At 62.6% G+C, this 23103-nt stretch carries 24 protein-coding genes; 17 read left to right on the forward strand and 7 right to left on the reverse strand.

Annotated elements, in window-relative coordinates; all coding sequences use genetic code 11:
• From purU to H6P80_RS13205, 8 genes are all read left to right on the forward strand, one after another.
• Positions 1-864, forward strand: coding sequence for a formyltetrahydrofolate deformylase (gene purU / locus H6P80_RS13170; RefSeq protein WP_185801814.1), 864 nt, complete (start codon positions 1-3; stop codon positions 862-864).
• Positions 861-1700, forward strand: a complete 840-nt coding sequence (gene fghA / locus H6P80_RS13175; protein ID WP_185801815.1) for an S-formylglutathione hydrolase — start codon at positions 861-863, stop codon at positions 1698-1700. The genes purU and fghA overlap by 4 nt, the downstream gene beginning before the upstream one ends.
• Positions 1697-2149 carry an NAD(P)H-dependent oxidoreductase subunit E gene (locus tag H6P80_RS13180; RefSeq protein WP_185801816.1) on the forward strand — a complete coding sequence of 151 codons (453 nt, stop codon included), beginning with the start codon at positions 1697-1699 and terminating at the stop codon, positions 2147-2149. The genes fghA and H6P80_RS13180 overlap by 4 nt, the downstream gene beginning before the upstream one ends.
• A gap of 3 nt (positions 2150-2152) precedes the next feature.
• Positions 2153-3688, forward strand: coding sequence for an NADH-ubiquinone oxidoreductase-F iron-sulfur binding region domain-containing protein (locus H6P80_RS13185; protein ID WP_185801817.1), 1536 nt, complete (start codon positions 2153-2155; stop codon positions 3686-3688).
• Entirely contained in the window at positions 3685-4218 is a 534-nt protein-coding gene (gene mobA, locus H6P80_RS13190; RefSeq protein ID WP_185801818.1) for a molybdenum cofactor guanylyltransferase, read from the forward strand. The genes H6P80_RS13185 and mobA overlap by 4 nt, the downstream gene beginning before the upstream one ends.
• Positions 4208-7057, forward strand: a complete 2850-nt coding sequence (fdhF, locus tag H6P80_RS13195) for a formate dehydrogenase subunit alpha (RefSeq protein ID WP_185801819.1) — start codon at positions 4208-4210, stop codon at positions 7055-7057. Before mobA ends, fdhF begins: the two co-directional genes overlap by 11 nt.
• On the forward strand, positions 7054-7341 hold the full coding sequence (locus H6P80_RS13200) for a formate dehydrogenase subunit delta (RefSeq protein WP_185801820.1): 288 nt from the start codon (positions 7054-7056) through the stop codon (positions 7339-7341). The genes fdhF and H6P80_RS13200 overlap by 4 nt, the downstream gene beginning before the upstream one ends.
• Before the next feature lie 62 nt (positions 7342-7403).
• Complete coding sequence (locus tag H6P80_RS13205) at positions 7404-8483, forward strand: AI-2E family transporter (RefSeq protein ID WP_185801821.1); 1080 nt, start codon at positions 7404-7406, stop codon at positions 8481-8483.
• Here H6P80_RS13205 and fdhD read toward each other — a convergent pair.
• Positions 8480-9253, reverse strand: coding sequence for a formate dehydrogenase accessory sulfurtransferase FdhD (gene fdhD / locus H6P80_RS13210; protein WP_185801822.1), 774 nt, complete (start codon positions 9251-9253; stop codon positions 8480-8482). The two genes, H6P80_RS13205 and fdhD, sit on opposite strands and share 4 nt — an antisense overlap.
• 95 nt (positions 9254-9348) lie before the next feature.
• Here fdhD and H6P80_RS13215 point away from each other — a divergent pair, with 95 nt between their 5' ends.
• The 6 genes from H6P80_RS13215 to H6P80_RS13240 all read left to right on the forward strand — a co-directional run bounded on the left by H6P80_RS13215 (position 9349) and on the right by H6P80_RS13240 (position 13671).
• The gene (locus H6P80_RS13215; protein WP_185801823.1) at positions 9349-10107 is read left to right on the forward strand and encodes a hypothetical protein; all 759 of its coding nucleotides are present in this window, start codon (positions 9349-9351) and stop codon (positions 10105-10107) included.
• A gap of 45 nt (positions 10108-10152) precedes the next feature.
• Complete coding sequence (locus tag H6P80_RS13220) at positions 10153-11310, forward strand: aminotransferase (RefSeq protein ID WP_185801824.1); 1158 nt, start codon at positions 10153-10155, stop codon at positions 11308-11310.
• A gap of 81 nt (positions 11311-11391) precedes the next feature.
• The gene (locus tag H6P80_RS13225; protein WP_185801825.1) at positions 11392-12504 is read left to right on the forward strand and encodes an S-(hydroxymethyl)glutathione dehydrogenase/class III alcohol dehydrogenase; all 1113 of its coding nucleotides are present in this window, start codon (positions 11392-11394) and stop codon (positions 12502-12504) included.
• The gene (locus H6P80_RS13230; RefSeq protein ID WP_185801826.1) at positions 12504-12860 is read left to right on the forward strand and encodes a cupin domain-containing protein; all 357 of its coding nucleotides are present in this window, start codon (positions 12504-12506) and stop codon (positions 12858-12860) included. The genes H6P80_RS13225 and H6P80_RS13230 overlap by 1 nt, the downstream gene beginning before the upstream one ends.
• A gap of 13 nt (positions 12861-12873) precedes the next feature.
• Positions 12874-13260 carry a VOC family protein gene (locus H6P80_RS13235; protein WP_185801827.1) on the forward strand — a complete coding sequence of 129 codons (387 nt, stop codon included), beginning with the start codon at positions 12874-12876 and terminating at the stop codon, positions 13258-13260.
• Positions 13261-13290: 30 nt separating this feature from the next.
• A complete protein-coding gene (locus H6P80_RS13240; protein WP_185801828.1) occupies positions 13291-13671 on the forward strand; it encodes a VOC family protein in 381 nt (126 codons plus the stop codon).
• 85 nt (positions 13672-13756) lie between these two features.
• Here the strand turns inward: H6P80_RS13240 and H6P80_RS13245 are convergent, their stop codons facing one another.
• Together H6P80_RS13245 and H6P80_RS13250 are read right to left on the reverse strand one after the other, a co-directional pair.
• Positions 13757-16126 carry a TonB-dependent receptor gene (locus H6P80_RS13245; protein ID WP_185801829.1) on the reverse strand — a complete coding sequence of 790 codons (2370 nt, stop codon included), beginning with the start codon at positions 16124-16126 and terminating at the stop codon, positions 13757-13759.
• A 168-nt stretch (positions 16127-16294) separates the two neighbouring features.
• Positions 16295-17770, reverse strand: a complete 1476-nt coding sequence (locus H6P80_RS13250; protein WP_185801830.1) for a carotenoid oxygenase family protein — start codon at positions 17768-17770, stop codon at positions 16295-16297.
• Positions 17771-17919: 149 nt separating this feature from the next.
• On the opposite strand from H6P80_RS13250, the gene H6P80_RS13255 reads away from it, so the two are divergent.
• Positions 17920-18375 carry a MarR family winged helix-turn-helix transcriptional regulator gene (locus H6P80_RS13255; RefSeq protein ID WP_185801831.1) on the forward strand — a complete coding sequence of 152 codons (456 nt, stop codon included), beginning with the start codon at positions 17920-17922 and terminating at the stop codon, positions 18373-18375.
• A 26-nt stretch (positions 18376-18401) separates the two neighbouring features.
• Here H6P80_RS13255 and H6P80_RS13260 read toward each other — a convergent pair whose 3' ends face one another.
• Positions 18402-19760 (reverse strand): MFS transporter, encoded by a 1359-nt coding sequence (locus H6P80_RS13260; RefSeq protein ID WP_185801832.1) that lies wholly within the window; start codon positions 19758-19760, stop codon positions 18402-18404.
• A 24-nt stretch (positions 19761-19784) separates the two neighbouring features.
• Positions 19785-20258, reverse strand: coding sequence for a MarR family winged helix-turn-helix transcriptional regulator (locus H6P80_RS16550; protein WP_185801833.1), 474 nt, complete (start codon positions 20256-20258; stop codon positions 19785-19787).
• 123 nt (positions 20259-20381) lie between these two features.
• On the opposite strand from H6P80_RS16550, the gene H6P80_RS13270 reads away from it, so the two are divergent.
• Positions 20382-21068, forward strand: a complete 687-nt coding sequence (locus H6P80_RS13270; RefSeq protein ID WP_185801834.1) for a nuclear transport factor 2 family protein — start codon at positions 20382-20384, stop codon at positions 21066-21068.
• A 52-nt stretch (positions 21069-21120) separates the two neighbouring features.
• On the forward strand, positions 21121-22251 hold the full coding sequence (locus H6P80_RS13275) for an amidohydrolase family protein (RefSeq protein ID WP_185801835.1): 1131 nt from the start codon (positions 21121-21123) through the stop codon (positions 22249-22251).
• Here H6P80_RS13275 and H6P80_RS13280 read toward each other — a convergent pair.
• The gene (locus H6P80_RS13280; RefSeq protein WP_185801836.1) at positions 22248-22715 is read right to left on the reverse strand and encodes an SRPBCC domain-containing protein; all 468 of its coding nucleotides are present in this window, start codon (positions 22713-22715) and stop codon (positions 22248-22250) included. The two genes, H6P80_RS13275 and H6P80_RS13280, sit on opposite strands and share 4 nt — an antisense overlap.
• Positions 22712-23101, reverse strand: a complete 390-nt coding sequence (locus H6P80_RS13285) for a VOC family protein (RefSeq protein ID WP_185801837.1) — start codon at positions 23099-23101, stop codon at positions 22712-22714. Before H6P80_RS13285 ends, H6P80_RS13280 begins: the two co-directional genes overlap by 4 nt.
• Positions 23102-23103 lie beyond the last annotated feature (2 nt).

The following is a 23103-nucleotide window of genomic DNA, read 5'->3' on the forward strand; positions in this document are numbered from 1 at the left end:
ATGACCGCCCCCAATTTCATCCTGACCTTTTCCTGCCAGGACCAGGTCGGCATCGTCGCGACGGTGACCGGAAAGCTTGCCGAGCTTGAAGGCTTCATCCTCGACAGCCAGCAATATGCCGATCTCGATCAGGGGCGCTTTTTCATGCGCATCGTCTTCCAGAAGGGCGGCGACGCTTTCCCCGAAGACACCGCGGCCCTGCGCGCGGCGATGGCGCCGATCGCAAAGCAATTCGATTTCCGCTGGTCGCTGACCGACAGCGAAGACAAGCCGCGTATCGTGATCGCCGTGTCGCAGGGCACCCACTGCCTCAACGCGCTGCTGCATCGCTGGAAATCCGGTTTCCTGCCGATCGAGCCGGTCGCCGTCATCTCGAACCACGAAACCTGCCGCTCGCTTACCGAATGGCACGGCGTGCCGTTCCACTATCTGCCGGTCACCAACGAAAATCGCGCCGAACAGGAAGCGGCGATCCTCGACCTGATGGAGGGCTCAAACGCCGAATATCTGGTGCTTGCCCGTTATATGCAGATCCTGTCGGACGATTTCAGCACCAAGCTTTCCGGCCGCTGCATCAACATCCATCACAGCTTCCTGCCCGGCTTCAAGGGCGCGAAACCCTATCACCAGGCGCATGAGCGCGGCGTGAAACTGATCGGAGCGACCGCGCATTTCGTGACGCCGGACCTCGACGAAGGGCCGATCATCGAACAGCAGGTCGAGCGCGTCGACCATCGCGCCACGGCGGACTTCATGGCCCGCATCGGCCGCGACATCGAAGCGCAGACCCTGGCGCGCGCGATCCACTGGGTTGCCGAGCGGCGCGTGATCCTCAACGGCAAGCGCACGGTGGTGTTCCGGTGACCTTCGAGACCGTTTCCGAGAACAAGGCGTTCGGCGGAACGCAGGGCGTCTATTCGCATGCCAGCGGCGAGACGGGCACGCCGATGACCTTTTCGGTTTTCGTACCGGACCATGCGGACGGCGCGAAGCTGCCGGTCCTCTGGTATCTGTCCGGTCTCACCTGCACCTATGCCAATGTCACCGAAAAGGGCGAATTTCGCGCGGCCTGCGCCGAGCAGGGCATCATTTTCGTCGCTCCCGACACAAGCCCGCGCGGCGACGACGTGCCCGATGACGAGGCCTATGATTTCGGCAAGGGCGCGGGCTTTTATGTCGATGCGACCGAAAGCCCCTGGGCCGCCAATTTCCGCATGAAGAGCTATATCGAGGCCGAGCTTCCCGCGTTGATCGCCGAACGCTTTCCCGCCGCCGATATGACGCGGCAGGGCATTACCGGTCATTCGATGGGCGGCCATGGCGCGCTCACCATCGCGCTGCGCAGCCCCGACCGCTTCCGCAGCGTTTCGGCCTTCGCGCCGATCGTCTCGCCGCTCAATTGCCCCTGGGGCGAAAAGGCGTTGACCGGCTATATCGGCGCGGACCGTGCGGACTGGCGTTCCTATGATGCCTGCGCGCTGATCGAGGACGGCGCCCGCCTGCCCGATATTCTCGTCGACCAGGGATTGGCCGATAATTTCCTCGAAGAGCAGCTGAAGCCGGAACTCCTGGAAAAGGCCTGCGCCGACGCCGGTATCGCGCTCACTTTGAATAGGCGCGAGGGCTATGATCACAGCTATTATTTCATCTCGACCTTCATGGCCGATCATGTGCGCTGGCACGCGGAGAGGCTGAAATGACGACCGCCACGACCACAAACACACAGCGCGAAAATCCGCGGCTCGACGAAATTATCGCCGCGCATCAGGGGCGCGAAGCGCCGCTGATGCCGATCCTCAACGATGTGCAGGCAGAATTCGGCTGCGTTTCCGAGGACACAAAGCGGCATATCGCCGAGGCGCTGAACCTGACGCGCGCCGAAGTGCACGGCATGGTGAGCTTCTATCACGATTATCACGAAACCAAGGCAACGCTGCCGATCCTCAAACTGTGCCGGGCCGAAGCCTGTCAGTCGCGCGGATCCGAAGCGCTCGCCGCCAAGGCCGAAGCGATGGCCAATGGCCGGGCGGAGATCGAATCGGTGTACTGCCTCGGCCTGTGCAGCGTCGGCCCCAATGCGATGATAGGCGGGAGCGTCCATGCCCGGCTCGACGAACCGGCGCTCGAAGCGCTGATCCGGGAGCTATAGGCCATGCGTATCGCCATATCCGACGACGCGCTCGCCATCGCCTGCGGCGCCGACAAACTGGCAGAAGCCTTCGCCAAGGCCGCGCCCGACGCCGAGATCGTCCGCACATCCAGCTGGGGCATGCAATGGCTCGAACCGCTGGTCGATATCGACGGCATGGGCTTCGGCCCGGCGACGCCCGGCGACGTCGCCGCGATCCTCGATGGATCTTCGGACAAGGCGATCGGCAAGATCGAAGACCACCCGTTCATTGCGAAGCAGCAGCGACTGACCTTCGCGCGTGCCGGCAAGACGCAGCCATTAAGCCTTGAAGACTATAGTGAAACTGGCGGCTGGGCGGGACTGAAGAAAGCCCATGAAATCGGCCCCGAGGCGACCATAGAGATGGTCACCGAATCCGGCCTGCGCGGCCGCGGCGGGGCGGGCTTCCCGGCCGGGATCAAGTGGAAGACGGTCGCCGGCGCGATTGCCGACCAGAAATATATCGTCTGCAACGCGGACGAAGGCGACAGCGGCACCTTTGCCGATCGCATGCTGATGGAAGGCGATCCCTATTGCCTGATCGAGGGCATGGCGATCGCCGGCCACGCGGTCGGCGCGACCAAAGGCTATATCTATCTGCGGTCCGAATATCCGCACGCGGTCGCCAAGATGGACGCCGCGATCAAGGCCTCGGCGCATCTCGTTTCGCCGTTCGAACTGGAAGTGCGCGTTGGCGCGGGCGCCTATGTCTGCGGCGAGGAAACCTCACTCCTCAACAGCCTGGAGGGCAAGCGCGGCGAAGTGCGCGCCAAGCCTCCCCTGCCCGCGCTCGAAGGCCTGTTCGGCAAGCCCACGGTCGTCAACAATGTCCTCACCCTCGCCGCCGTGCCTTACGTGCTCGCCGAGGGTGCGAAAGCCTATGCGGACTATGGCATGGGCCGGTCGCGCGGCACGATGCCGGTCCAGCTTGCCGGAAACATCAAACATGGCGGGCTCTACGAAATCGCCTTCGGCATCACACTGGGCGAGCTTGTCGAGGAGATCGGCGGCGGCACGGACAGCGGGCGGCCGGTGAAAGCCGTGCAGGTCGGCGGCCCGCTGGGCGCCTATTTCCCGCCTTCGATGTTCCACCTGCCGTTCGACTATGAAGCCTTTACCGAAGCCGACGGCCTGATCGGCCATGGCGGCATCGTAGTGTTCGACGACACCGCCGACATGCTGAACCAGGCCCATTTCGCGATGGAATTCTGCGCCGTCGAAAGCTGCGGCAAGTGCACGCCCTGCCGCATCGGCGCGGTGCGCGGCCAGGAAACGCTGGAGCGCATCCGGGCCGGCGGCCGCGGAGCCGGCGCTTTCGAAGCGCTGCCCCAGATGCACAATGCGAAGTCCGCCGAGCGCAGCCTCGAGGACGAAGTCGTGCTGCTGACCGATCTTTGCGAAACGATGAAGTTCGGCTCGCTCTGCGCGCTGGGCGGGTTCACCCCCTATCCGGTGATGAGCGCGCTGACCCACTGGCCGGAAGATTTCGGGATCAGGGAAACGGAAGCCGCCGAATGACGAGATTGGGCGCCATCCTTGCGGGCGGAAAATCCTCCCGCTTCGGGTCGGACAAGGCCGAAGCGATGCTCGACGGGCGGCCGCTGGTCGAGCATGTGTTCGCCGGCCTGCGCAACCAGTGCGACGAGATCGTACTGTGCGGGCGCGAGCGCGAGGGCATGACATCCCTTCCCGACCGCCCCGGCCCCGATCAGGGCCCGCTCGGCGGCCTCAATGCGGCACTCCACCATGCTGCCGAGCGCGGCCATGACGAGGTGTTGAGCGCGGCCTGCGACAATGCCGGCCTGCCCGCCGACCTCGCCGATCAGCTTTCCCCGCCCCCCGCCTATGCGGACGGCCAGCCGGTAATCGGGCTGTGGCCCGCGCATCTCGCGCCGCTGCTCGACGACTGGATGGCGCGGCAGGATAATCGCGCGATGATGGGATGGATCGACGCCTGCGGCGCGCGTTCGGTGCGCCTTAAGGAAAAACCTGCTAATATCAATCAACCCGAAGATCTTACGGAACTGGAGGATCGCCATGGGCTATGAACCGCAAAAGGATTTCGGCACGCCTGCGAGCCGATCCGAGAAAATGGTCACCCTGACCATCGACGGCGAGCAAGTGACCGTACCCGAAGGATCGAGCGTGATGCGCGCGGCCGCGGAGATGAACACCCATATCCCCAAACTCTGCGCGACCGATAACATGAAATCGTTCGGCTCGTGCCGGATGTGCCTCGTCGAGATCGAGGGCGCGCGCGGAACCCCGGCATCCTGCACGACGCCCGCTGCCGAAGGCATGGTCGTCCGCACCCAGACGCCGAAGATCGAAAAGCTGCGCCGCGGCGTGATGGAACTTTACATCTCCGATCACCCGCTCGATTGCCTGACCTGCTCCGCCAATAACGATTGCGAACTGCAGGACGAAGCCGCCGCCGTCGGCCTGCGCGACGTGCGCTACGGCTATGAGGGCGAGAACCATCTCGAGCTCGAGACCGACAGCTCCAACCCCTATTTCGATTTCGATCCTTCGAAATGCATCGTCTGTTCGCGCTGCGTGCGCGCCTGTGACGAGGTGCAGGGCACCCTCGCGCTCGCCATCGAGGGCCGCGGTTTCGAATCCAAGGTTTCCGCCGGCACGCCGATGGATGACTTTATGTCGAGCGAATGCGTTTCGTGCGGCGCCTGCGTGCAGGCCTGCCCGACCGCGACCCTGCAGGAGAAATCCGTCAAGGAAATCGGCCTGCCCGACAAGGCGGTCGTCACCACCTGCGCCTATTGCGGCGTCGGCTGCACCTTCCGCGCCGAAATGCGCGGCGAGCAGCTGGTGCGCATGGTGCCGTGGAAGGACGGCAAGGCCAATCGCGGGCACAGCTGCGTGAAGGGCCGTTTCGCCTGGGGCTATGCAAACCATCAGGAACGCATTCTCAACCCGATGGTCCGCGAGAGCATCGACCAGCCCTGGCGCGAAGTCAGCTGGGAAGAAGCGCTCACCCATGCGGCCTCCGAGATCAAGCGCATCCAGCAAAAATACGGCACGCGGTCGGTCGGCGGTATCACCTCGAGCCGCTGCACCAACGAGGAAACCTTCCTCGTCCAGAAGCTGATCCGTGCCGGTTTCCACAATAACAATGTCGATACCTGTGCCCGGGTCTGCCATTCGCCGACCGGCTATGGCCTCAAGACGACCTTCGGCACATCGGCGGGTACGCAGGATTTCGACAGCGTGGAGGAGAGCGATGTCATCCTCGTTTGCGGCGCCAACCCGACCGACGCGCATCCGGTGTTTGCGAGCCGGATGAAGAAGCGGCTGCGCGAAGGCGCGAAGCTGATCGTCATCGATCCGCGCCGCATCGACCTTGTCCGCACGCCGCATGTCGAGGCCGATCATCATCTCCCGCTCCAGCCCGGCACCAATGTCGCCGTTCTGACCAGCCTCGCCCATGTCATCGTCACCGAAGGCCTGGCCGATGAGGATTTCATCCGCGAACGCTGCGACTGGGACGAATATCAGGATTGGGCGGCGTTCGTGTCCGACGAAACCCATTCGCCGGAGCGTCTGGAAGCCGTGACCAAGGTTCCGGCCGAAACACTGCGTGAAGCGGCGCGGCTTTTCGCCACAGGCGGCAACGGCGCGATCTATTACGGCCTTGGCGTGACCGAACACTCGCAGGGTTCGTCGACCGTCATGGCGATCGCCAACCTCGCCATGGTGACCGGCAATATCGGCCGCAAGGGCGTCGGCGTGAACCCGCTACGCGGCCAGAATAATGTGCAGGGCGCCTGCGACATGGGCAGCTTCCCGCACGAACTGCCCGGCTATCGCCATATTTCGGACGACGAGACGCGCAAGCTGTTCGAAGACGATTGGGGCGTCGAGCTCGATCCCGAACCCGGCCTGCGCATCCCCAACATGCTCGATGCCGCCACCGACGGCGCCTTCAAGGCGATCTATGTGCAGGGCGAGGACATCCTCCAGTCCGATCCCAACACCAAGCACGTCGCGGCCGGCCTCGAAGCCATGGAATGCGTGATCGTCCACGATCTCTTCCTGAATGAAACCGCCAATTACGCGCATATCTTCCTGCCCGGTTCGACCTTCCTCGAGAAGAACGGCACCTTCACCAATGCCGAGCGGCGCATCCAGCTCGTTCGCCGCGTGATGGAACCGATGAACGGCTATGAGGACTGGGAAGTGACGCAGGAGCTCGCGCGCGCGATGGGCCTCGACTGGAATTACACCCACCCCTCGCAGATCATGGACGAGATCGCCCGCCTGACCCCGACCTTCGCCGGCGTCAGCTTCGACAAGATCGACGAGCTGGGATCCATCCAGTGGCCCGCCAACGACGCCACGCCCGAAGGCACGCCGGTCATGCATGAAGCAGGCTTTGTGCGCGGCAAGGGCAAGTTCGTCGTCACCGACTATGTGCCGACCGACGAGAAGACCGGGCCGCGTTTCCCGCTGCTGCTCACCACGGGGCGTATCCTGTCGCAGTACAATGTCGGCGCGCAGACCCGGCGGACGGAAAATTCCCGCTGGCACGAGGAGGATATCCTCGAAATGCATCCTTCGGACGCCGAAAATCGCGGCCTGAAAACCGGCGACTGGACCAAACTCGCCAGCCGCTCGGGCGAAACCACATTGCGGCTGCTCGTCACCGATCGGGTTGCGCCGGGCGTCGTCTACACGACCTTCCACCACCCGGCGACGCAGGCCAATGTCGTTACCACCGACTATTCGGACTGGGCGACCAACTGCCCGGAATATAAGGTAACCGCGGTGCAGATCACGCCGTCCAACGGACCGACCGACTGGCAGGAAAGCTATGAGGACTTGGCCGAACGTTCGCGCCGGATCGCGGAAACCGTGGAAGCGGCCGAATGAACTCGCTCGAGCATCTCGTCTATATGGCGAACCAGATCGCGCGAAACTTCGCGACAATGAACGATGTCGATGCGAGCGCCGCTGTGGCCGATCATATCGCCAGTTTCTGGGATCCGCGGATGAAACAGATGATCTTCGATTATCTGGATGATGATGGGCAGGAGCTTTCGCCGGTCGCCCATAGCGCGATCGTGCAACTGCAAAGCAAGGGGGCACCGCCTCCGCAAACGCGCGCGACCGAATTCAATGCCGTCGACGAAGGCGGCCGTTCGGACGCGGGTTGATATTCCATTGCGCTCTCGCCTCTTGCCGTCGATACAGACGCAATGAGGCGGAGGGGTAATCAGTGAACGATTACGGATCACCGAGCGGCTTCGTGCGGCGCTGTTTCGCGGTGCTTGCCATCGTGGCCTTTGCCGCGGCCGTGCTCGCCCTCAGCGAGCTTCTGATGATGATCTTCGCAGCGGTCGTGATCGCCGTCATCGTGCGCGCAATCGCGCGGATATTTCTGCGCTTCGGCATTCCCGAGGGGTTCGCCGTCACCCTCGCCGTGTTTTCGCTGCTCAGTATATTGACCGGGCTGACATGGACCTTTGGCGGCCTCGTCGCTTCGCAATTCGCCGCGCTGCTCGCCCGCATTCCCGAGGCGATCGATGCGACCCAGCAAACTTTCGACGGCTGGGGCATCGACTATGATGTCCGCCAGGCGGCCGCCGACATCTCCGAACAGATGCAGGGCATGACGTCGCAGGCCGGCAGCTTCGCGCTTTCGGCGGGCGGCGTCGTCACCAATATCCTGCTGATCCTCGCCGGCGCGATCTTCTTCGCCGCCCAGCCCGAACTGTATCGCCAGGGATTGATGCGGCTCGTCCCCAAGGACCGCGAAGAGGTCGCCGAAACCGCCTTCGCCGATAGCGGCCGCGCGCTCGGCCTCTGGCTGCAGGCGCAGATCCTTTCCTCGATCGTCGTCGTCATCCTCACCTATATCGGTCTCGTTCTCGTCGGCGTGCCTTCGGCCGCGGCGCTGGCGATCATCGCCGGCCTGCTCGATTTCATTCCCTTTATCGGCCCGGTGATCGCCGGCATCCCCGCGGTGCTGATCGCCTTCAGCGTCAGCCCCTCGACCGCGCTGTGGACGGTCGGCGTCTATGTCGTCATCCAGCAGTTGCAGGGCAATATCCTCCAACCGCTGATCCAGAAGCGCTCGGTCGATCTCTCCCCCGCCGTGCTGCTGTTCGCGGTCGTCGCGGCGGGCAGCCTGTTCGGGCTGATCGGCGTGATCCTGTCGGCGCCGCTCACCGTAGTCGGCTTCGTCCTCATCCAGCGTCTCTATATCGAGCAGGTGCTGGGCAAAGAGGCGAAAACGCCGGGACCGGGCGGCCTTGGAGACGAAGCGCCCGCCAAAGCCGCGAGCGAAGAGGCCTAGCGCGCCGCCAGTATCGCGTCCTGCCGCGCCAGAACGACAAGGTTGAGCCCGGCGTCCTGCGCGCGATCGAGCGCAAGACTGGTCGGAGCGGAAATCGTCACCAGCGACGGACATCCGGCCAGTACCGCCTTTTCCACAAGCTCGAAGGAACAGCGCGCCGATAGCAGCGCAAAGCCCCCGTCCCAATCCAGCCCCTCGCGCAGCATCGCGCCGATCAGCTTGTCGAAGGCGTTGTGGCGTCCGACATCCTCGCGCGCGAGACGGATCGCGCCATCGCCCGAACATAAAGCCGCCGCATGGACCGCGCCGGTCGCGTGGTTAAGCGGCTGGTGATCGCGCAACCCCGCCAGCGCCGCGAAGATCGCCGGACGGTCGGGCAGCGAGGATTGGGTCAGCGCGGGCAGCGGCCGCAACGCCTGTTCGAGATTTTCGATACCACACAGGCCGCAACTCGATTCCGAAGTGCGATGGCGGATGCGGCCAATCACGCGTTCCGCGAGCGCATCGGCAACGGTGATCCGCAGAATCGTGCCCGCATCGGTGTCGTGGAGATCGACATCGAGGATGTCGGCGGCGCCGTCGATCAGTCGCTCGGCGCTGGCGAAACCGAAGGCGAAATCTTCAAGCTCGGCCGGCGTCGCCATCATCACGGCATAGCCCAGGCCGTTGACCTCGATCGCGATCGGTTGTTCGACGGGCACTTCGCGCTCGATCTTGTCGCTTTCGCCCGCCGGGGCGATCCGTTCGAAGCTGTACGATTTGCTGCGCATGGCGAATAACTAGTCGCTTCGCCGGGCAGCGTCCAATGGCGTGGCCCGGCCGCCATGGATCGTGCAAAGCGGCCGCAACCATGATAGCCTAAGCTATGATCTGGAGATTTTCGCTCGCCCTAATCGGCCTGTTTTTCGCGGCTGCGGCTCCGGCCCAGGCACAATCCGGCAGCGCGGGGAATTTTTGCGCGGCCGCTCCGGTCGAAACGCTCCAGTCGCTCGATGGCAGCTGGCGAATCACCCAGGGCCCGGGGCTGGCGAGAGCCGCAGGCATGGCCATTCCCCTGCCCGGACACCCGGCCCAGGCCCTTTCGCTCGACTATGATCCGTTGAGCGGCACCGCACTGCTCGAAGGGGCGGCGCCCGACGAACTACTGGTCCTGTTGCCCGCCTCCGCCGAAGATGCCGGGATCGCGGCAGAAGCGCTCGCTGAAAATGGCGGGGCGCCGGCGAACGGCGGGGAATGCAACTGGGCCTCGCTGCCGCTGATGATCGGAAGCAACGTTTATGAGCTCCGGCCGGGGCCGCAAAGCACCAATAACGCCGTGTACGGTCAGGTGTTGGGCTTCGCATTCGGCTATTGCTACAATGGCTCCATCGATCCGTCGGAATCGAGTTTCCAGATTTTCGAAGGCGGCCTCGGCCCGATACCGCTGCCGGTTTATGCGGAGGAATCCACGACCAACGCGTGCAACCCACCCCCCGAGGCTCCCCGGCCCGCTCCCGGGCAGATGGTCATGACCATGATCGTACGATTCGACAGTCAGAATTCGGGAAGCGGCCTGCTGCTTTTCGAAGGCCGGCAGGGCGGAAATTCCTTTTCGGCAACGGCGCCGATAACAATTTCGCGCTAGCGGCACATTGCCGCCCAGCGGGCGCGGCTGATATATGCTTACGCGATGAACCCGGTTTTCTCCAATCTCCCGACGACGATCTTCGAGGAAATGTCCGGCCGGGCTCGGGAAACCGGCGCGATCAATCTCGGCCAGGGCTTTCCCGACGGCGACGGGCCCGAAGACGTCCGTCAGGCAGCCGCCGAGGCCGTGCTCAACGGCTATAATCAATATCCGCCGATGCGCGGCCTGCCCGGCCTGCGGGCGGCGATTTCCGCCCATTATGCCCATCATCAGGACCTGGAGATCGATCCGGCCGAGGAAATCACCGTCACCTCCGGCGCGACCGAAGCGCTGGCCGCGTCGATCCTGGGCCTGGTGACGCCCGGCGACGAGGTGATCCTCGTCCAGCCGGCCTATGACGCCTATGCCCCGCTTGTTCGCGCGGCAGGAGGCACACCGCGTTTCGTGACGCCGGGACCGCCGGCATGGATGCTGACCGAAACGATGCTCGAAGCCGCGGTATCCGACCGCACCCGCGCGATCATCCTCAACAGCCCGCATAACCCGCTCGGCACGATGCTGGGCGAAGACGAACTGGCGCTCCTCGCCAGCTTCTGCACGGCGCACGATCTCGTCGCGATCTGCGACGAGGTGTGGGAACATGTCCTGTTCGACGGCCGCCGCCATCGTTCGCTGCTGGACATGCCGGGCATGCGCGCGAGGACGGTGAAGATCGGATCGGCGGGCAAGATCTTTTCGCTGACCGGCTGGAAGGTCGGTTGGGCGATCGCCGCCCCTGCCCTGCTCCACGCCATAGCCAGGACGCACCAGTTCCTGACCTTCACGACGCCGCCCAATCTCCAGTCCGCAGTCGCCTACGGCTTGGCCAAGAGCGACGGTTATTTCACCGAGATGCGTGCCGGCTACCAGGCGTCGCGCGACCGGCTGGCCGCAGCGCTCGCCCATGCGGGCTATGCCGTCCAGACCAGCGCGGCGACCTATTTTCTCTCGATCGACCTCCCTGCCTCCGGCCTTTCGTTGACCGACCGGGAATTTTGCGACCGGCTGATCGACGAAGCCGGCGTCGCCGCGATCCCGGTTTCGGCCTTTTACGACGAGGACCCCGTCACCACTATCGTCCGGCTCTGTTTCGCCAAGCGAAACGAAACGCTGGACGATGCGGCGGATTGCCTCCGCAAGGCGCGAAGCCTGTTCGCTTGAGCTCCGTCCTGCGCTAAACTCTGGACGAGTCGGACACACGAATAGTATGCCTTGCCGACAAATTTTACCCAGGAGAGATGCATGAAGACCCGCGCCGCCGTTGCGTTCGAAGCCAAGAAGCCTCTGGAGATCGTCGAACTCGATCTGGAAGGGCCGAAGCAAGGCGAAGTGCTGGTCGAGATCATGGCGACCGGCATCTGCCATACCGACGCCTATACGCTCGACGGGCTGGACAGCGAGGGGCTGTTTCCCTCGATCCTCGGCCATGAAGGCGCCGGGATTGTCCGCGAGATCGGCGCAGGAGTGACCTCGGTCGCATCGGGCGATCACGTCATCCCGCTCTACACGCCCGAATGCCGCCAGTGTAAAAGCTGCCTGTCCGGCAAAACCAATTTGTGCACCGCGATCCGCGCGACCCAGGGCCAGGGCCTGATGCCCGACGGCACCAGCCGGTTCAGCTATAAAGGCGAGACGATCTTCCATTATATGGGCTGCTCGACCTTCTCGAACTTCACCGTGCTGCCCGAGATCGCGGTCGCGAAAATCCGCGAGGATGCGCCGTTCGAGAGCAGCTGCTATATCGGGTGCGGCGTCACCACCGGCGTCGGCGCAGTGACGAACACGGCAAAAGTGGAACCCGGCGACAATGTCGTCGTCTTCGGTCTCGGCGGCATCGGGCTCAACGTGCTGCAGGGCGCGCGGCTGGCCGGCGCCGACAAGATTATCGGCGTCGACATCAACCCCGACCGCGAGGAATGGGGCCGCAAGTTCGGCATGACCCATTTCCTCAATACCAAGGGGATGAGCCGTGACGAGACGATCGCCAAGATCCTCGATCTGACCGATGGCGGCGCCGACTATACTTTCGATTGCACCGGCAATACCGAAGTCATGCGCACCGCGCTCGAGGCCTGCCATCGCGGCTGGGGCACGAGCATCATCATCGGCGTGGCCGAGGCGGGCAAGGAAATCTCCACCCGACCGTTCCAGCTGGTGACCGGACGCAACTGGCGCGGCACCGCGTTCGGCGGCGCCAAGGGCCGTACCGACGTTCCCAAAATCGTCGACTGGTATATGAACGGCAAGATCGAAATCGACCCGATGATCACCCACACGCTCAGCCTCGAAGAGATCAACAAGGGCTTCGACCTCATGCATGCCGGCGAATCCATCCGGAGCGTCGTCGTCTACTGATGCCCGGCAAGACGGACCTCGCTGAGAAACTCGCAGGATTTTCCGATCAATGGGCGCCGCGGATCGTGGCGCGCTACAATGACAATGAGGTTCGCCTGGTCAAAGCCGGCGGCGCATTCCAGTGGCACAGCCATGCGGACACCGACGAGCTGTTCCTCGTCCTCAAAGGCCGGCTCGACATCGAATTTCGGGACGGAACGGTAACTTTGGACGAAGGCCAGCTTTGCGTCGTACCGCGCGGCGTGGAGCATCGTCCGGTCGTAAGGGAGGGCGAAGCGCATCTCCTCCTCATCGATCCGGCAGACACCCCCAATACAGGCAATAGCGAAACCGCGACCCAAGCGGTCTCAATCTGAAGGAGAGCAAGCAATGTTCACGCACATCATGGTTGGCAGCAACGATGTCGACAAATCCAAGCAGTTCTACGATGCCGCGCTCGGCGCGCTCGGCGTTCCCGAAGGCCAGGCGTTCCGCCCGGGCTCAGCATTCTATTCGCACAATGGCGGCGCATTCGGTGTCGGTACCCCGGCCAATGGCGAAGAGGCCTGCTATGCCAATGGCGGAACCATCGGCTTCCAGGCCGAAACCAAGGAACAGGTCGACGCCTTTCATGCGGCGGGACTTGCCAATGGCGGCAGCGACGAGGGCGCACCGGGCAAACGACCACAGGCGCCGGGCAATGCCTATGGCGCCTATCTGCGCGATCCGGACGGCAACAAGATCTGTTCTTTCTGCCAGCTTCCCGAAGGCGCATAAAAGGCCGTCAAACCGGGAAGGACGAAAGCCATGTACAGCCATATGATGGTCGGCAGTAACGACCTCGAAAAGTCCAAGGCCTTTTACGACGCGCTGTTCGGCGCGGTCGGCGGCAAGCCGGGAATCACCGACGACAAGGGCCGCCTGATCTATATGCACAAGGACGGCATCTTTCTCGTCACCGCGCCGATCGACGGCAATCCGGCAACCGTTTCGAACGGTGCGACGGTCGGCTTCACGATGGACAATCCTGAACAGGCTGATGCCTGGCACAAGGCCGGCGTCGAGGCCGGCGGTAAGGCTATCGAGGATCCTCCCGGCATACGCGAAGGCAGCTTCGGCCAGCTCTATCTCGCCTATCTGCGCGATCCGGACGGCAACAAGCTCTGCGCGTTACACCGCTTGGCCTGATCCCCGAACGCTATCGGGTTCCGCAAAGAAAAAGGGCGGCGTCTTGCGACGCCGCCCTTTTTTTTCGTCGGCGAACAGGGTTCGCCTAGAACTCCTTGCGCACAGTCAGCGCCCATTCGCGCGGCTCGCCAACCTGGCTATAGGCCGTGCCGGCGAAGCCGTAGAGCGCGTCGAACCCGAACGGAATATAATATTCGTCGAACAGGTTGCTGACCTCGAGCGAGATGCTGAGATCATCGTCCGCATTGCGCCATGTGAGTCGTGCATTGGCGATCGTATAGTCGTCGCGATACAGGAACACGCTGGGATCGAGACCGCGGCCGCGGGCCTGCTCGCCCCGGAAGGCAACATCGAAGCGCGGCGTCAGCGTGCCCCAGCTGCCATTGGCGCTGAGATCGATCACATATTGGATGCCGAAGCTCCACTGCCATTCGGGCGTCACGATCGGATCCTGCAGTTGCAGGCCCGCACCGACCGCCGGATTGATCGACGTATATTCGCCGTCGAGCCAGCTCAGCGCACCGTCGATCGTCAGGCCGTCGACGGGCTCGGCGAAGAGCTCCATCTCGATGCCGTAAATCTCGCCGTCGCCGGCATTGGCGACAACCGCGCAGGGCCCGCCGCCATAGGCCGAACAATCGGACAGCGGCGTCTGGATGTCGGTATAGTCGTTATAGAAGCCGGCAACGTTGAACCGGACGCGGCGATCGAAGAGATCGGTCTTGAGACCGATTTCATACGCGGTCACCGTTTCCGGGCCGAACGTGCCCTGAATGGCATGCTGCGGCAGGAACGGCCGCGGCGTCACGCCGCCGCCCTTGAAGCCCGTGCCGACCGTAATATAGGCGAGCACTTCGGGCGAGAAGCGATAATCGGCGGAAAGACGCCAATCGATCTGGTCCCCCGAATATTCGGCCGTCAGGCCTTCGAGCGGACCGAGGCCGAACGGATCGGGCGTCAGCGGCGTGCTGTAATCGAGGTTATGGCGGTGGAAGGTGTAATCCTTCGCCTCCTCGGTATAGCGCAGGCCGCCGGTGATCGTCAGATCCTCGACCGGGCGCCAGATGACGGTACCGAACAGCGCGAAGGAATCGGCGTTGACCGGATCGTCCCCGACGAACTGGAGCGGCAGGTTGGGAACGATGTAGCGGATGTCCTGCTGGGTGAAGTAGGTCGTCCGCTGGTCCGAATAGAAGGCGCCAAGGGTGAAATCGACATTGTCGCCAATCTGGCCGTTGAGGCGCAGTTCCTGGCTGAAGAACCAATAGTCGAGATCGTTGATACCCGTCGCACCGTTGATCGGCGTGTAATCGTCATCGGTCACGAAAAACTGGGTATATTCGCGATAGGCCGTGATCGATTGTAGCTGCAGCGAAGAGCTGACATCGAAATCGGCGTGGAACGACAGGCCCCAGCTATCGAGCTCCTTGCGGGGCTCCAGCGTGTAGGCACCGGTTTGGCCGGACGCAGTCGCCGACCAGTTCGCATAGGTGCAGAAACGGCCGCAGACGAAATAGCTGCCGGGAAGCGGGTTGTTCGCCGCGCCTGACGTAACCGACAGGGCGCCGAACGTCGCCTGGTTAAAATCGGTGACCGTTTCGGCGGCCTGGTTGGTGTCCGACGTCACATAATAGCCGGTAAGCATCAGGTCGATGTCCGGCGTCGGTTGCCATAGCAACGCACTGCGAATACCCGAATAGTTCGTGTCGCCGAGTTCCGCGACAACGCATGAATCGCTGTCGTTGTTTGCCGGGAGCATACGCTCGATATTGTCGGCGCGGTTGGGGTAGCGGCAGCCATAATCGACCTGGTCGACATAACCGTCCTGTTCCTTGTGGACACCCGCGACGCGCATGAAGAGCGTATCGGTAAGCGGGAAGTTCGCACCGGCTCGCACGCTGATATAGTCGCGCGCGCCATAGGAGACTTCTGCATAGCCCGATGTTTCGGCGTTCGGCCGCTGCGAGATGACGCGGATGGCGCCACCGATCGAGTTACGGCCGGTCAGCGTGCCCTGGGGGCCACGCAGCACTTCGACGCGCTCGATATCGAGAAGGTCGAAATTCGCGCCGGTCAGCGATGAATAATAGACATCGTCGATATAGATGCCGACGCCGGGCTCGAAGGCCGGGTTGAAGTCGAACTGGCCGATACCGCGGATCGACGCGCCCAGCGAATCGCCATAAGCGCCGCCCATTTCGTTGAGGAACACACTCGGCGCCTGGGCCGCGATCGCCTCGACGTCGGTCTGGTTGCGAGACCGCAGAAGCTCGGCGTCGATGGCTGTGATCGACAGCGGCGTATCCTGAAGCGCTTGCTCGCGGAACTGAGCCGTCACGACGATGACACTGCGCTCAGCATCCGCCTCGGCCTGCGCATAAGCCGGCGTCGCGGCCGCGACAGCGGCGAACATGCTGCCTCCGGCCAACAGTGCACGAGTGATATTCCTCTTCATAGCATCCTCCCTCTATTTGTTTCCCGTCCCGATTTTTCGGGATCAGGTCTTTAACAATTGTTATGAGGGATAATCAGTTCGAGATCGCGGCACAAGATGGTTCAGGACAAAAGCAGCACGGTGTTGCCAATCTGAAACACACGAAAAATTTGGATAAATCGCAAGGCCTTACGCGGCATCCAAAAGGGCTAGCTGGTCGCTATCGGCCCAGTTGCCGTGCAGGCCGAAACGCAACCGTACCGGAATCTTGGCCCGGGCGATCGGCCCCTTTTCAATATCGGTCGCATCGAACAGCAACAAATCGGAGCGCTGCTCGTCATGACGATTGGCGACCATGACAATCCAGCCATCGCCCTCGGGCGCGTCGGGCGAGCGCGGAATGAAGCAGGGTTCCTGCAGGGTCGTCACCGGCCCTGCCCACCATTTCTGCTCCTTGCCGGTTTCGTGATCGACCATACCGAGCGTGTTCATGATCAAGCCGCCGGCGCTGCCCCCGGCATTTTCCACCGGCTGCGACATATCCATCACGAGCATCCAGCCATAGCGATATTTGCGGCCCTGGAACCGCTCGTCGATACGCGGAAATTCACCCAGCATGTCGGTCAGCTGCTCGACGCTTTCAAACTCTTCGGAGTTCGAATTCATGTCGACCGTCCAGCGCGTCAGATGGCTGGCCGCCTCCATCGGATTAAACGGCGCGCCATGCACGTCCGGGAAGAAGGGGAACATGTTGTTCTTGGCTTCGGGCGTATCGAAATGGATCTTCGATCCTTCCTGGAAGGCGTTCATCACATGGCTGGCGAAGCAATTGTCGCGCTTGAACCAGCGAATATCCTCCTGGGTCGTATCGGCGCGGCGCGGGATAATGCCGAGATAAACAGGCTTGGTCGTATCGAAACCGAAATGCGGGAGCCCCTGTTCCAACCGTTCCCAGCTGCCGATCGAGGGCACGATATGCAGCACCAGATAATCCGGCGTGATGCCGAAATCGTGCATCATGCAATAATAGGGCACCTTGAACCAAACCTCGTGGATCAGCTTCCCTTGCGCGTCGATCTCGTAATAGGTGACATCGTCCGTGCACAGGCCGCTCGCCGCATAGCCGATCGCCACCATGTTGCCGGTATCGGGATCGATCTTGGGATGGGCGGTGAACGTCTGCCCCGTCATCTTGCCCTCGAAATTCGTATAGCCTTCGGTCTCCAGCGTGTTCAGGTCCATCAGCACCGCCGGGGAATCTTCCTTCAGCGCCCAGAGCTTGCCGCCATGGACATAGGCATTGGTGTTCGCCGTACCGCGATACATGCCCTCCACCGAAGGATCGTCGCCAATCGGATTGCGATAGGCGCCGAACAGCGCCTTGCCCGCCTTGCGCTCCGCGACGAATTTGTCGGTGCGCACCCAGCGCTGATGAAAGTCGATCCGGCCGTCCTGGAAGCGGAACATGCTGACCGAACCGTCGCCGTTGAAGGCGATGTCGTCGCCCAGCCGCGGAGGGAATTGGGGATCGGGCTGCACCCGGTAGAAGGCGCCGTCGACCTCCGCCGGAACCTCTCCCTCGATATCCAGGTTGAGCACTTCCCCCTCGAACCGCGACGGTGTGTTGAAGCCGTTAAAGGAGGGAGTATCCGGAAATTTCGTCATGGGTGACAATCCTCAATCGAGTTAGTATGTTGTGCGTACCATAATAGACGATTTGAGGGGAAAAGCCATGCCATCCAGCTTGACTTGGTCCTATTAGATCGCATGAGAACCGTGAACACACGGCAACGAAGGGGCCTAGAGGCAACATAATGGGCGACACCGCCGGTACCAAAACCATACCCGAAGAAGGCTTGGGGGCTCTCGACGAGATCCTCGGTTTTCATATCCGCCTCGCGCACAATGCCGTATACCGGCATTTCACCGAGACATTCGCCGACCTCGGCCTGACGCAGAAACAGGTTTCCGTGCTCTGGCTGATCGAGGATAGCGACGATATCGCGCAGACCGATCTCGGCCGCAGGCTGCAGATCGACCGGGCCACGATCATGGCGATCGTCAACCGGCTGCAATCGCGCGGCTATGTCGAGCGGTCGCAGTCAAAGACCGACGGACGGCGCCAGACGCTGCACATTACCCCGGCGGGTCATGACGCGCTGCAAAAGGCCTGGACGGCGAACCGCATTCACGAGGAATGGCTCAAGAGCAAGTTCACGCCGGAAGAGGTCGACGTCTTGATCAACTTCCTGCGCCGCATCCACGACTGAGGGCTGCTACGGGCGGATGGACCCGGCTAGCCGGCGGGCTTGCCGGCCGGCGCCTCCGCCAGGTCCGCATCCGCGTCGCGGATCGGCAGCCGCCACAGCAGAAACGCCGAGACGATCGACCCAAGCGCCATGATCGTCGATACGGCGAGCAGCTCGTCATTGCCGAGCAGCGTGAACAGATAGCCCGCGATGATCGGCGAGCCGGCCGCGCCCAGGCGGCCGACCCCCAGAACGAAGCCGGTGCCGGTCGCCCGGGCATAGGCCGGGAAGCCGCGCGCGAAGGCGGCATAATAACCGACGATGGCGGCGTTGGTGAAGAAGCCCGTGGCGACCGTTGCCCAGCGCCAGCCTTCCAGTGAATCCCGCCCCAGGCCGAAGGTCATGACGGCAGCGCTACCGAGCAGCAGCATGGCGATGGTCGGCCATTTGATATCCCATTTGCTCAGCAGGAAGCCGAACAGAAAGCCGCCCGCCGCGCCGCCGATATTGGCATAGGTCAGCACGCTGGCGGCCATGGCCGGCGCATAGCCCGGCGGGTAATCGGCGACGATCTGCACCGCCCATTTGAGGATATAATAGAAGGTTATGGTGTGGAACATGTAGCCGAACGCGAGCAGCAGGGTGACCGGGCGTAGCCGCGGGTTGGAGAGGATCGCGGTAACCTTCGGCTTGACCGCATTTTCCGCCAGGATGGGCAGCGCCGAGATCTCGGTCTTTGCGTAGGCCCGGAGCGAGCGGTTGATCTTCGCGACCGCGCCCTCTGGACGGAGCGCTGCATAATAGGCCGGGGTTTCGGGAATCAGCAGCCACACGATCGGGATCAACGCCGCGGTGACGATCGCGCCGAACAGAAAGATAGCGCGCCAGTCATACTCCACGAGCAGCCAGCCCTGCGCCACAAAGCCGCCGATGACCGCGCCGAGCGGATAGCCGATGACATAAAGCGCCATCGAAATGCTGCGGCCCTTCTTGCTCGAAGATTCGGCGGTGACCGCATTGGTCGCGGCGAGCATTCCGCCGATGCCGATACCGGTGAGGAAGCGCCAGATCGTCAGTATGGTCACCCCTGTCGCGGCGTGTGCCATGTACATTCCGACGGCCATCACGGAGAGGCAGAGAAGTATGGTCGGCTTGCGCCCCATCTTGTCGGCCACGCCGCCAAGAAAAATCGAGCCGAAGCCCATGCCGACAAGCTCTGCGGAGAGTACGATCCCCAAGGCATCGCGCGACACTCCCCATTCCTGGGTAATACCCGGCGCCGCAAAGGCGCTCGAAAGCACGTCGAACCCGTCCAGCGCGTTGAGCGCGATCATCAGGAACACGACGACATATTGCCGCCAGTTCATCGGGTTTTCGTCGATAATCACCCGCGGATCATTACTCATGGCACATTCCCCTCGTCCGCGCTCCTAACCCTCGGCGCAAATCCTTTGCAACAGTTCGATCAGCCGGGCCTTCTCGCCGGAACTGATCTCGGCCAGCATCTTTTCTTCATGGGCCTCGACACGTCGAAAACACTCGGCGAGCATCGCCTCGCCGTCCGGCGTCAGGTGCAAGGCGAAAGCGCGCTTGTCGCCGGGTACGTCGCGGCGTTCGACGAGACCGCGGTCCATCAGCCCGCCGACGAGCGACACCATGTTCGCGCGTTGGATCGACAGGGCGCGGCCGAGCTGGCCCTGGTTCAAGCCGGGATTGGCATCGATGACCGCCATGATGGAAACCAGGGTCGGACGCATCCCGGTGCCCTGCATGGCCTCCCCGAAATCGGTCGCCATGACATTGATCGATCGCCGCAGCCAAAAGCCGGTAAAATCGTTCAGCCTCCCCAGGCTGATCGCTTCGTCATTGGCAGGCACAACCGTTTGATTTTCGGTTTGAACCACATCCCCTCCTTGAATGTTGTCAATCAGAACAATATTGGACGAACGTCAAGAGGCCTGCCTGTGCCGAGAGGCGCGGCGATGTCAAGAAACAGCCCGGATACTATCGGGCGGGGGAGAGGATATATGAGCGAGATCGACGAATTGAAGGAAAGCGTCGCGGCGCTGAGCCACCGTGTGACGCTGATCGAGGATCAGCAGGCGATCCGCAAGCTGCACTACGCCTATGGCTATTATATCGACTATAACTGGCCGCATGCCGTTGCCGACCTTTTCGCCGAGAATGGCGAGGTCATCTTCCTTTCCGGCATCTATCGCGGGCGCGACAGCATCTACCGGCTTTACGGCACCTGGTTCCAGGAATTCTTTACGCATAGCGAGCCGGGTCCGGTCGACGGCTTCCTGCTCGATCATTTCCAGATGCAGGACATCATTACCGTCGCCGAAGACGGGCAAACCGCCAAGGGCCGCTTCCGCGCGTTGCTCGCCGGCGGCAACCACGAGAGCCGCGACTATCATCCCGAAGGCCTGCCCGAGCAATTCTACGAGGCCGGCATCTACGAGAATGACTACGTCAAGGAAGACGGCGTCTGGAAAATCAAGCGGCTCGATTATGTCGTCCAGTGGCAGGCCGAATATGCGGACGGCTGGGCAAAGACCGAGAGCCACCTGCAACCGGCCGTCGAAACCTATCCCGGCAATCCGCTCGGCCCCGACGAACTGCTGCCCGAACAGCGGCTTACCTGGCCGCACCGCTCGCCGCTGCATATGCACTATGCGCATCCGGTGATCGGAAAAGCCGTACGGGGATAGGCCTCGCAATCGCCGCCGGGGCGGGACGTGGGAAAGCAAGGAGGGGAACGGTATGGCCGACCAATTGAAATCCGACGGCAGCGTATTGGGTCTGAGCGGCCTCCTGCCCGAACGCACGCCGCGCAAGCGGGTGGGCATGGCGCCTTCCCCCGGCGAGATCGATCGCAACCCGCCGTATAAGCGCATCGCGACCGAAGAGGCCTGGACCTTTCCCGATCTGGTGAAGGCCCAGGTCGCCTACGCCGAAAGCGCCGACGCGCCCGACGACCCGTCACTGCGCATGGGAACGATGTTCGCGGGCAACGCGCCGCTGCAGGAAATGCTGCAGGATCTCGGCGATCTGCGCCTTTCGCATATGGACGATTACGGCATTGACCGGCAGCTGTTGCTGCTGACCTCCCCAGGCGTGCAGGTCGTGCGCCCCGGCGACGGGACTGCACTCGCCCGTGAAGCCAATGACATCGCCGCCGAAGCCTGCCGCAACCATCCCGATCGCTTCTCCGCCTGCCTCGCCTTCGATCCGCGCGACGTAGCGGGGTCGGTCAAGGAAATCGAGCGCGGGATGAAGGAGCTCGACCTCGCGGGCGCGGTGCTCAATTCGCATTTCCAGGGTCGCTATATCGACGAGCCCGACTATGAGCCGATCATCGAGGCGCTCGCGGCCAACGACGCCGCGCTCTATATCCACCCGACCGCGCCCTGGTTTTCGAAACCCTATGGCGATCGGGGCTTTTTCGGCGCGCTGGGCGGATTCCCGCACGATGTATGGATCCACACGCTGGGCATCGTCTTTTCGGGGCTGTTCGACAAATATCCCGACTTCCGGCTAGTGATCGGCCATCTCGGCGAATGCCTGCCGCTGCATCTCTATCGTTTCGACTGGATGCAGAACAATGCCGATGGCATTCCGGGCATGCGCGGCGGCCAGCCGGCGGTAACCCTGAAGCATCCGGTCAGCCATTATTTCCGCAACAATATCTGGATCACGACCAGCGGCGTCGGCTACGAGCCCGCGGTCAAATTCTGCATGCAGGAAATGGGCGCGGACCGCGTACTCTACGCGATGGACTACCCCTATCAGCAAAGCTCCGACGAGGTTGCCGCCTATGACCGCATGGACATCAGCGACGCGGACAAGCTCAAGCTGATGCAGACCAATGCGGAGGCCGTGTTCCGCCTTTAGGCCTCGGCTTTCGCTTCGGCCTCGCAAATCTCGGCAAGCTGAGCCGCGACCGCGCTCCAGCCGGTCGTGAAGCCCATTTCCTCATGCTGCTTCATCGCCTCTTCGGTCCAATGCCGGGCGCGGCCGGTAAAGCGTGTCCCCTCGCCTTCGGCCCCGATTTCCCAAAACCCGATCATGAACGGTCCGGAGGGACTATGATCGGCGGTGACCGCATCGGTCGTCACGAACCGCTTTCCCTCCGTCCATTCGAGGAAGATACCCTCATTGGGCATCACCTCGCCATCGGGGCCGTACATTGTCATCGCGCATCGTCCACCGGCACGGCGATCCTGCTCGACGATTTCGACCCGCCAGGGTTTCGGACACCACCATTCCTCCATCCGCTCCGAGAGTATTTCCCAGACGAGATCAGGCGGCGCATCGATATAACGGCTGATTTCGAGCTCGAATTGCTGATCGGTCATGACATGGCTCCTCGGTCGTACGGGTTCGTGATGATTTCCAGCAGATGACCGTCGGGGTCCGCGAAATACACGCCGCGGCCGCCGAAATGGGTGTTGATCTCGCCGGGTTTGGTGCGGGCCGGATCGGCCCAATAGGCGATCCCCGCCGCTTCGATCCTAGCGAAGGCGGCGTCGAATTCGGCGTCGCTCATCAGGAAGGCGTAGTGCTGGGGCGACACCTGGCCGTCCTTTTCCATGAAATCGACCGAGACCTGGTTGGAGAGATCGACGACCAGAAAATGGAGGAAAGGTTCGGGTTCGCCGACGCCCAGAATATCGGCCAGGAAATGTGCCGAGGCCCGTTTGTCGCTGCACCAGATGATGGTGTGGTTGAGCTGGACCGCCATTG

Source organism: Parasphingopyxis marina (assembly GCF_014237875.1).
In the GTDB taxonomy this organism is placed as follows: domain Bacteria; phylum Pseudomonadota; class Alphaproteobacteria; order Sphingomonadales; family Sphingomonadaceae; genus Parasphingopyxis; species Parasphingopyxis marina.

Excerpts from the sequence above, each read along its gene's own strand:
- H6P80_RS13285 (WP_185801837.1), bottom strand. The coding sequence starts at position 23,101 with ATGGCGGTCCAGCTCAACCACACCATCATCTGGTGCAGCGACAAACGG.
- H6P80_RS13220 (WP_185801824.1), top strand. The coding sequence starts at position 10,153 with ATGAACCCGGTTTTCTCCAATCTCCCGACGACGATCTTCGAGGAAATG.
- H6P80_RS13230 (WP_185801826.1), top strand. The coding sequence starts at position 12,504 with ATGCCCGGCAAGACGGACCTCGCTGAGAAACTCGCAGGATTTTCCGAT.
- H6P80_RS13275 (WP_185801835.1), top strand. The coding sequence starts at position 21,121 with ATGGCCGACCAATTGAAATCCGACGGCAGCGTATTGGGTCTGAGCGGC.
- H6P80_RS13255 (WP_185801831.1), top strand. The coding sequence starts at position 17,920 with ATGGGCGACACCGCCGGTACCAAAACCATACCCGAAGAAGGCTTGGGG.
- mobA (WP_185801818.1), top strand. The coding sequence starts at position 3,685 with ATGACGAGATTGGGCGCCATCCTTGCGGGCGGAAAATCCTCCCGCTTC.
- H6P80_RS13180 (WP_185801816.1), top strand. The coding sequence starts at position 1,697 with ATGACGACCGCCACGACCACAAACACACAGCGCGAAAATCCGCGGCTC.
- H6P80_RS13245 (WP_185801829.1), bottom strand. The coding sequence starts at position 16,126 with ATGAAGAGGAATATCACTCGTGCACTGTTGGCCGGAGGCAGCATGTTC.
- fdhF (WP_185801819.1), top strand. The coding sequence starts at position 4,208 with ATGGGCTATGAACCGCAAAAGGATTTCGGCACGCCTGCGAGCCGATCC.
- purU (WP_185801814.1), top strand. The coding sequence starts at position 1 with ATGACCGCCCCCAATTTCATCCTGACCTTTTCCTGCCAGGACCAGGTC.
- H6P80_RS13260 (WP_185801832.1), bottom strand. The coding sequence starts at position 19,760 with ATGAGTAATGATCCGCGGGTGATTATCGACGAAAACCCGATGAACTGG.
- H6P80_RS13240 (WP_185801828.1), top strand. The coding sequence starts at position 13,291 with ATGTACAGCCATATGATGGTCGGCAGTAACGACCTCGAAAAGTCCAAG.
- H6P80_RS13200 (WP_185801820.1), top strand. The coding sequence starts at position 7,054 with ATGAACTCGCTCGAGCATCTCGTCTATATGGCGAACCAGATCGCGCGA.
- H6P80_RS13270 (WP_185801834.1), top strand. The coding sequence starts at position 20,382 with ATGAGCGAGATCGACGAATTGAAGGAAAGCGTCGCGGCGCTGAGCCAC.
- H6P80_RS13235 (WP_185801827.1), top strand. The coding sequence starts at position 12,874 with ATGTTCACGCACATCATGGTTGGCAGCAACGATGTCGACAAATCCAAG.
- H6P80_RS13280 (WP_185801836.1), bottom strand. The coding sequence starts at position 22,715 with ATGACCGATCAGCAATTCGAGCTCGAAATCAGCCGTTATATCGATGCG.
- H6P80_RS13215 (WP_185801823.1), top strand. The coding sequence starts at position 9,349 with ATGATCTGGAGATTTTCGCTCGCCCTAATCGGCCTGTTTTTCGCGGCT.
- H6P80_RS13250 (WP_185801830.1), bottom strand. The coding sequence starts at position 17,770 with ATGACGAAATTTCCGGATACTCCCTCCTTTAACGGCTTCAACACACCG.
- fdhD (WP_185801822.1), bottom strand. The coding sequence starts at position 9,253 with ATGCGCAGCAAATCGTACAGCTTCGAACGGATCGCCCCGGCGGGCGAA.
- H6P80_RS13185 (WP_185801817.1), top strand. The coding sequence starts at position 2,153 with ATGCGTATCGCCATATCCGACGACGCGCTCGCCATCGCCTGCGGCGCC.
- H6P80_RS13225 (WP_185801825.1), top strand. The coding sequence starts at position 11,392 with ATGAAGACCCGCGCCGCCGTTGCGTTCGAAGCCAAGAAGCCTCTGGAG.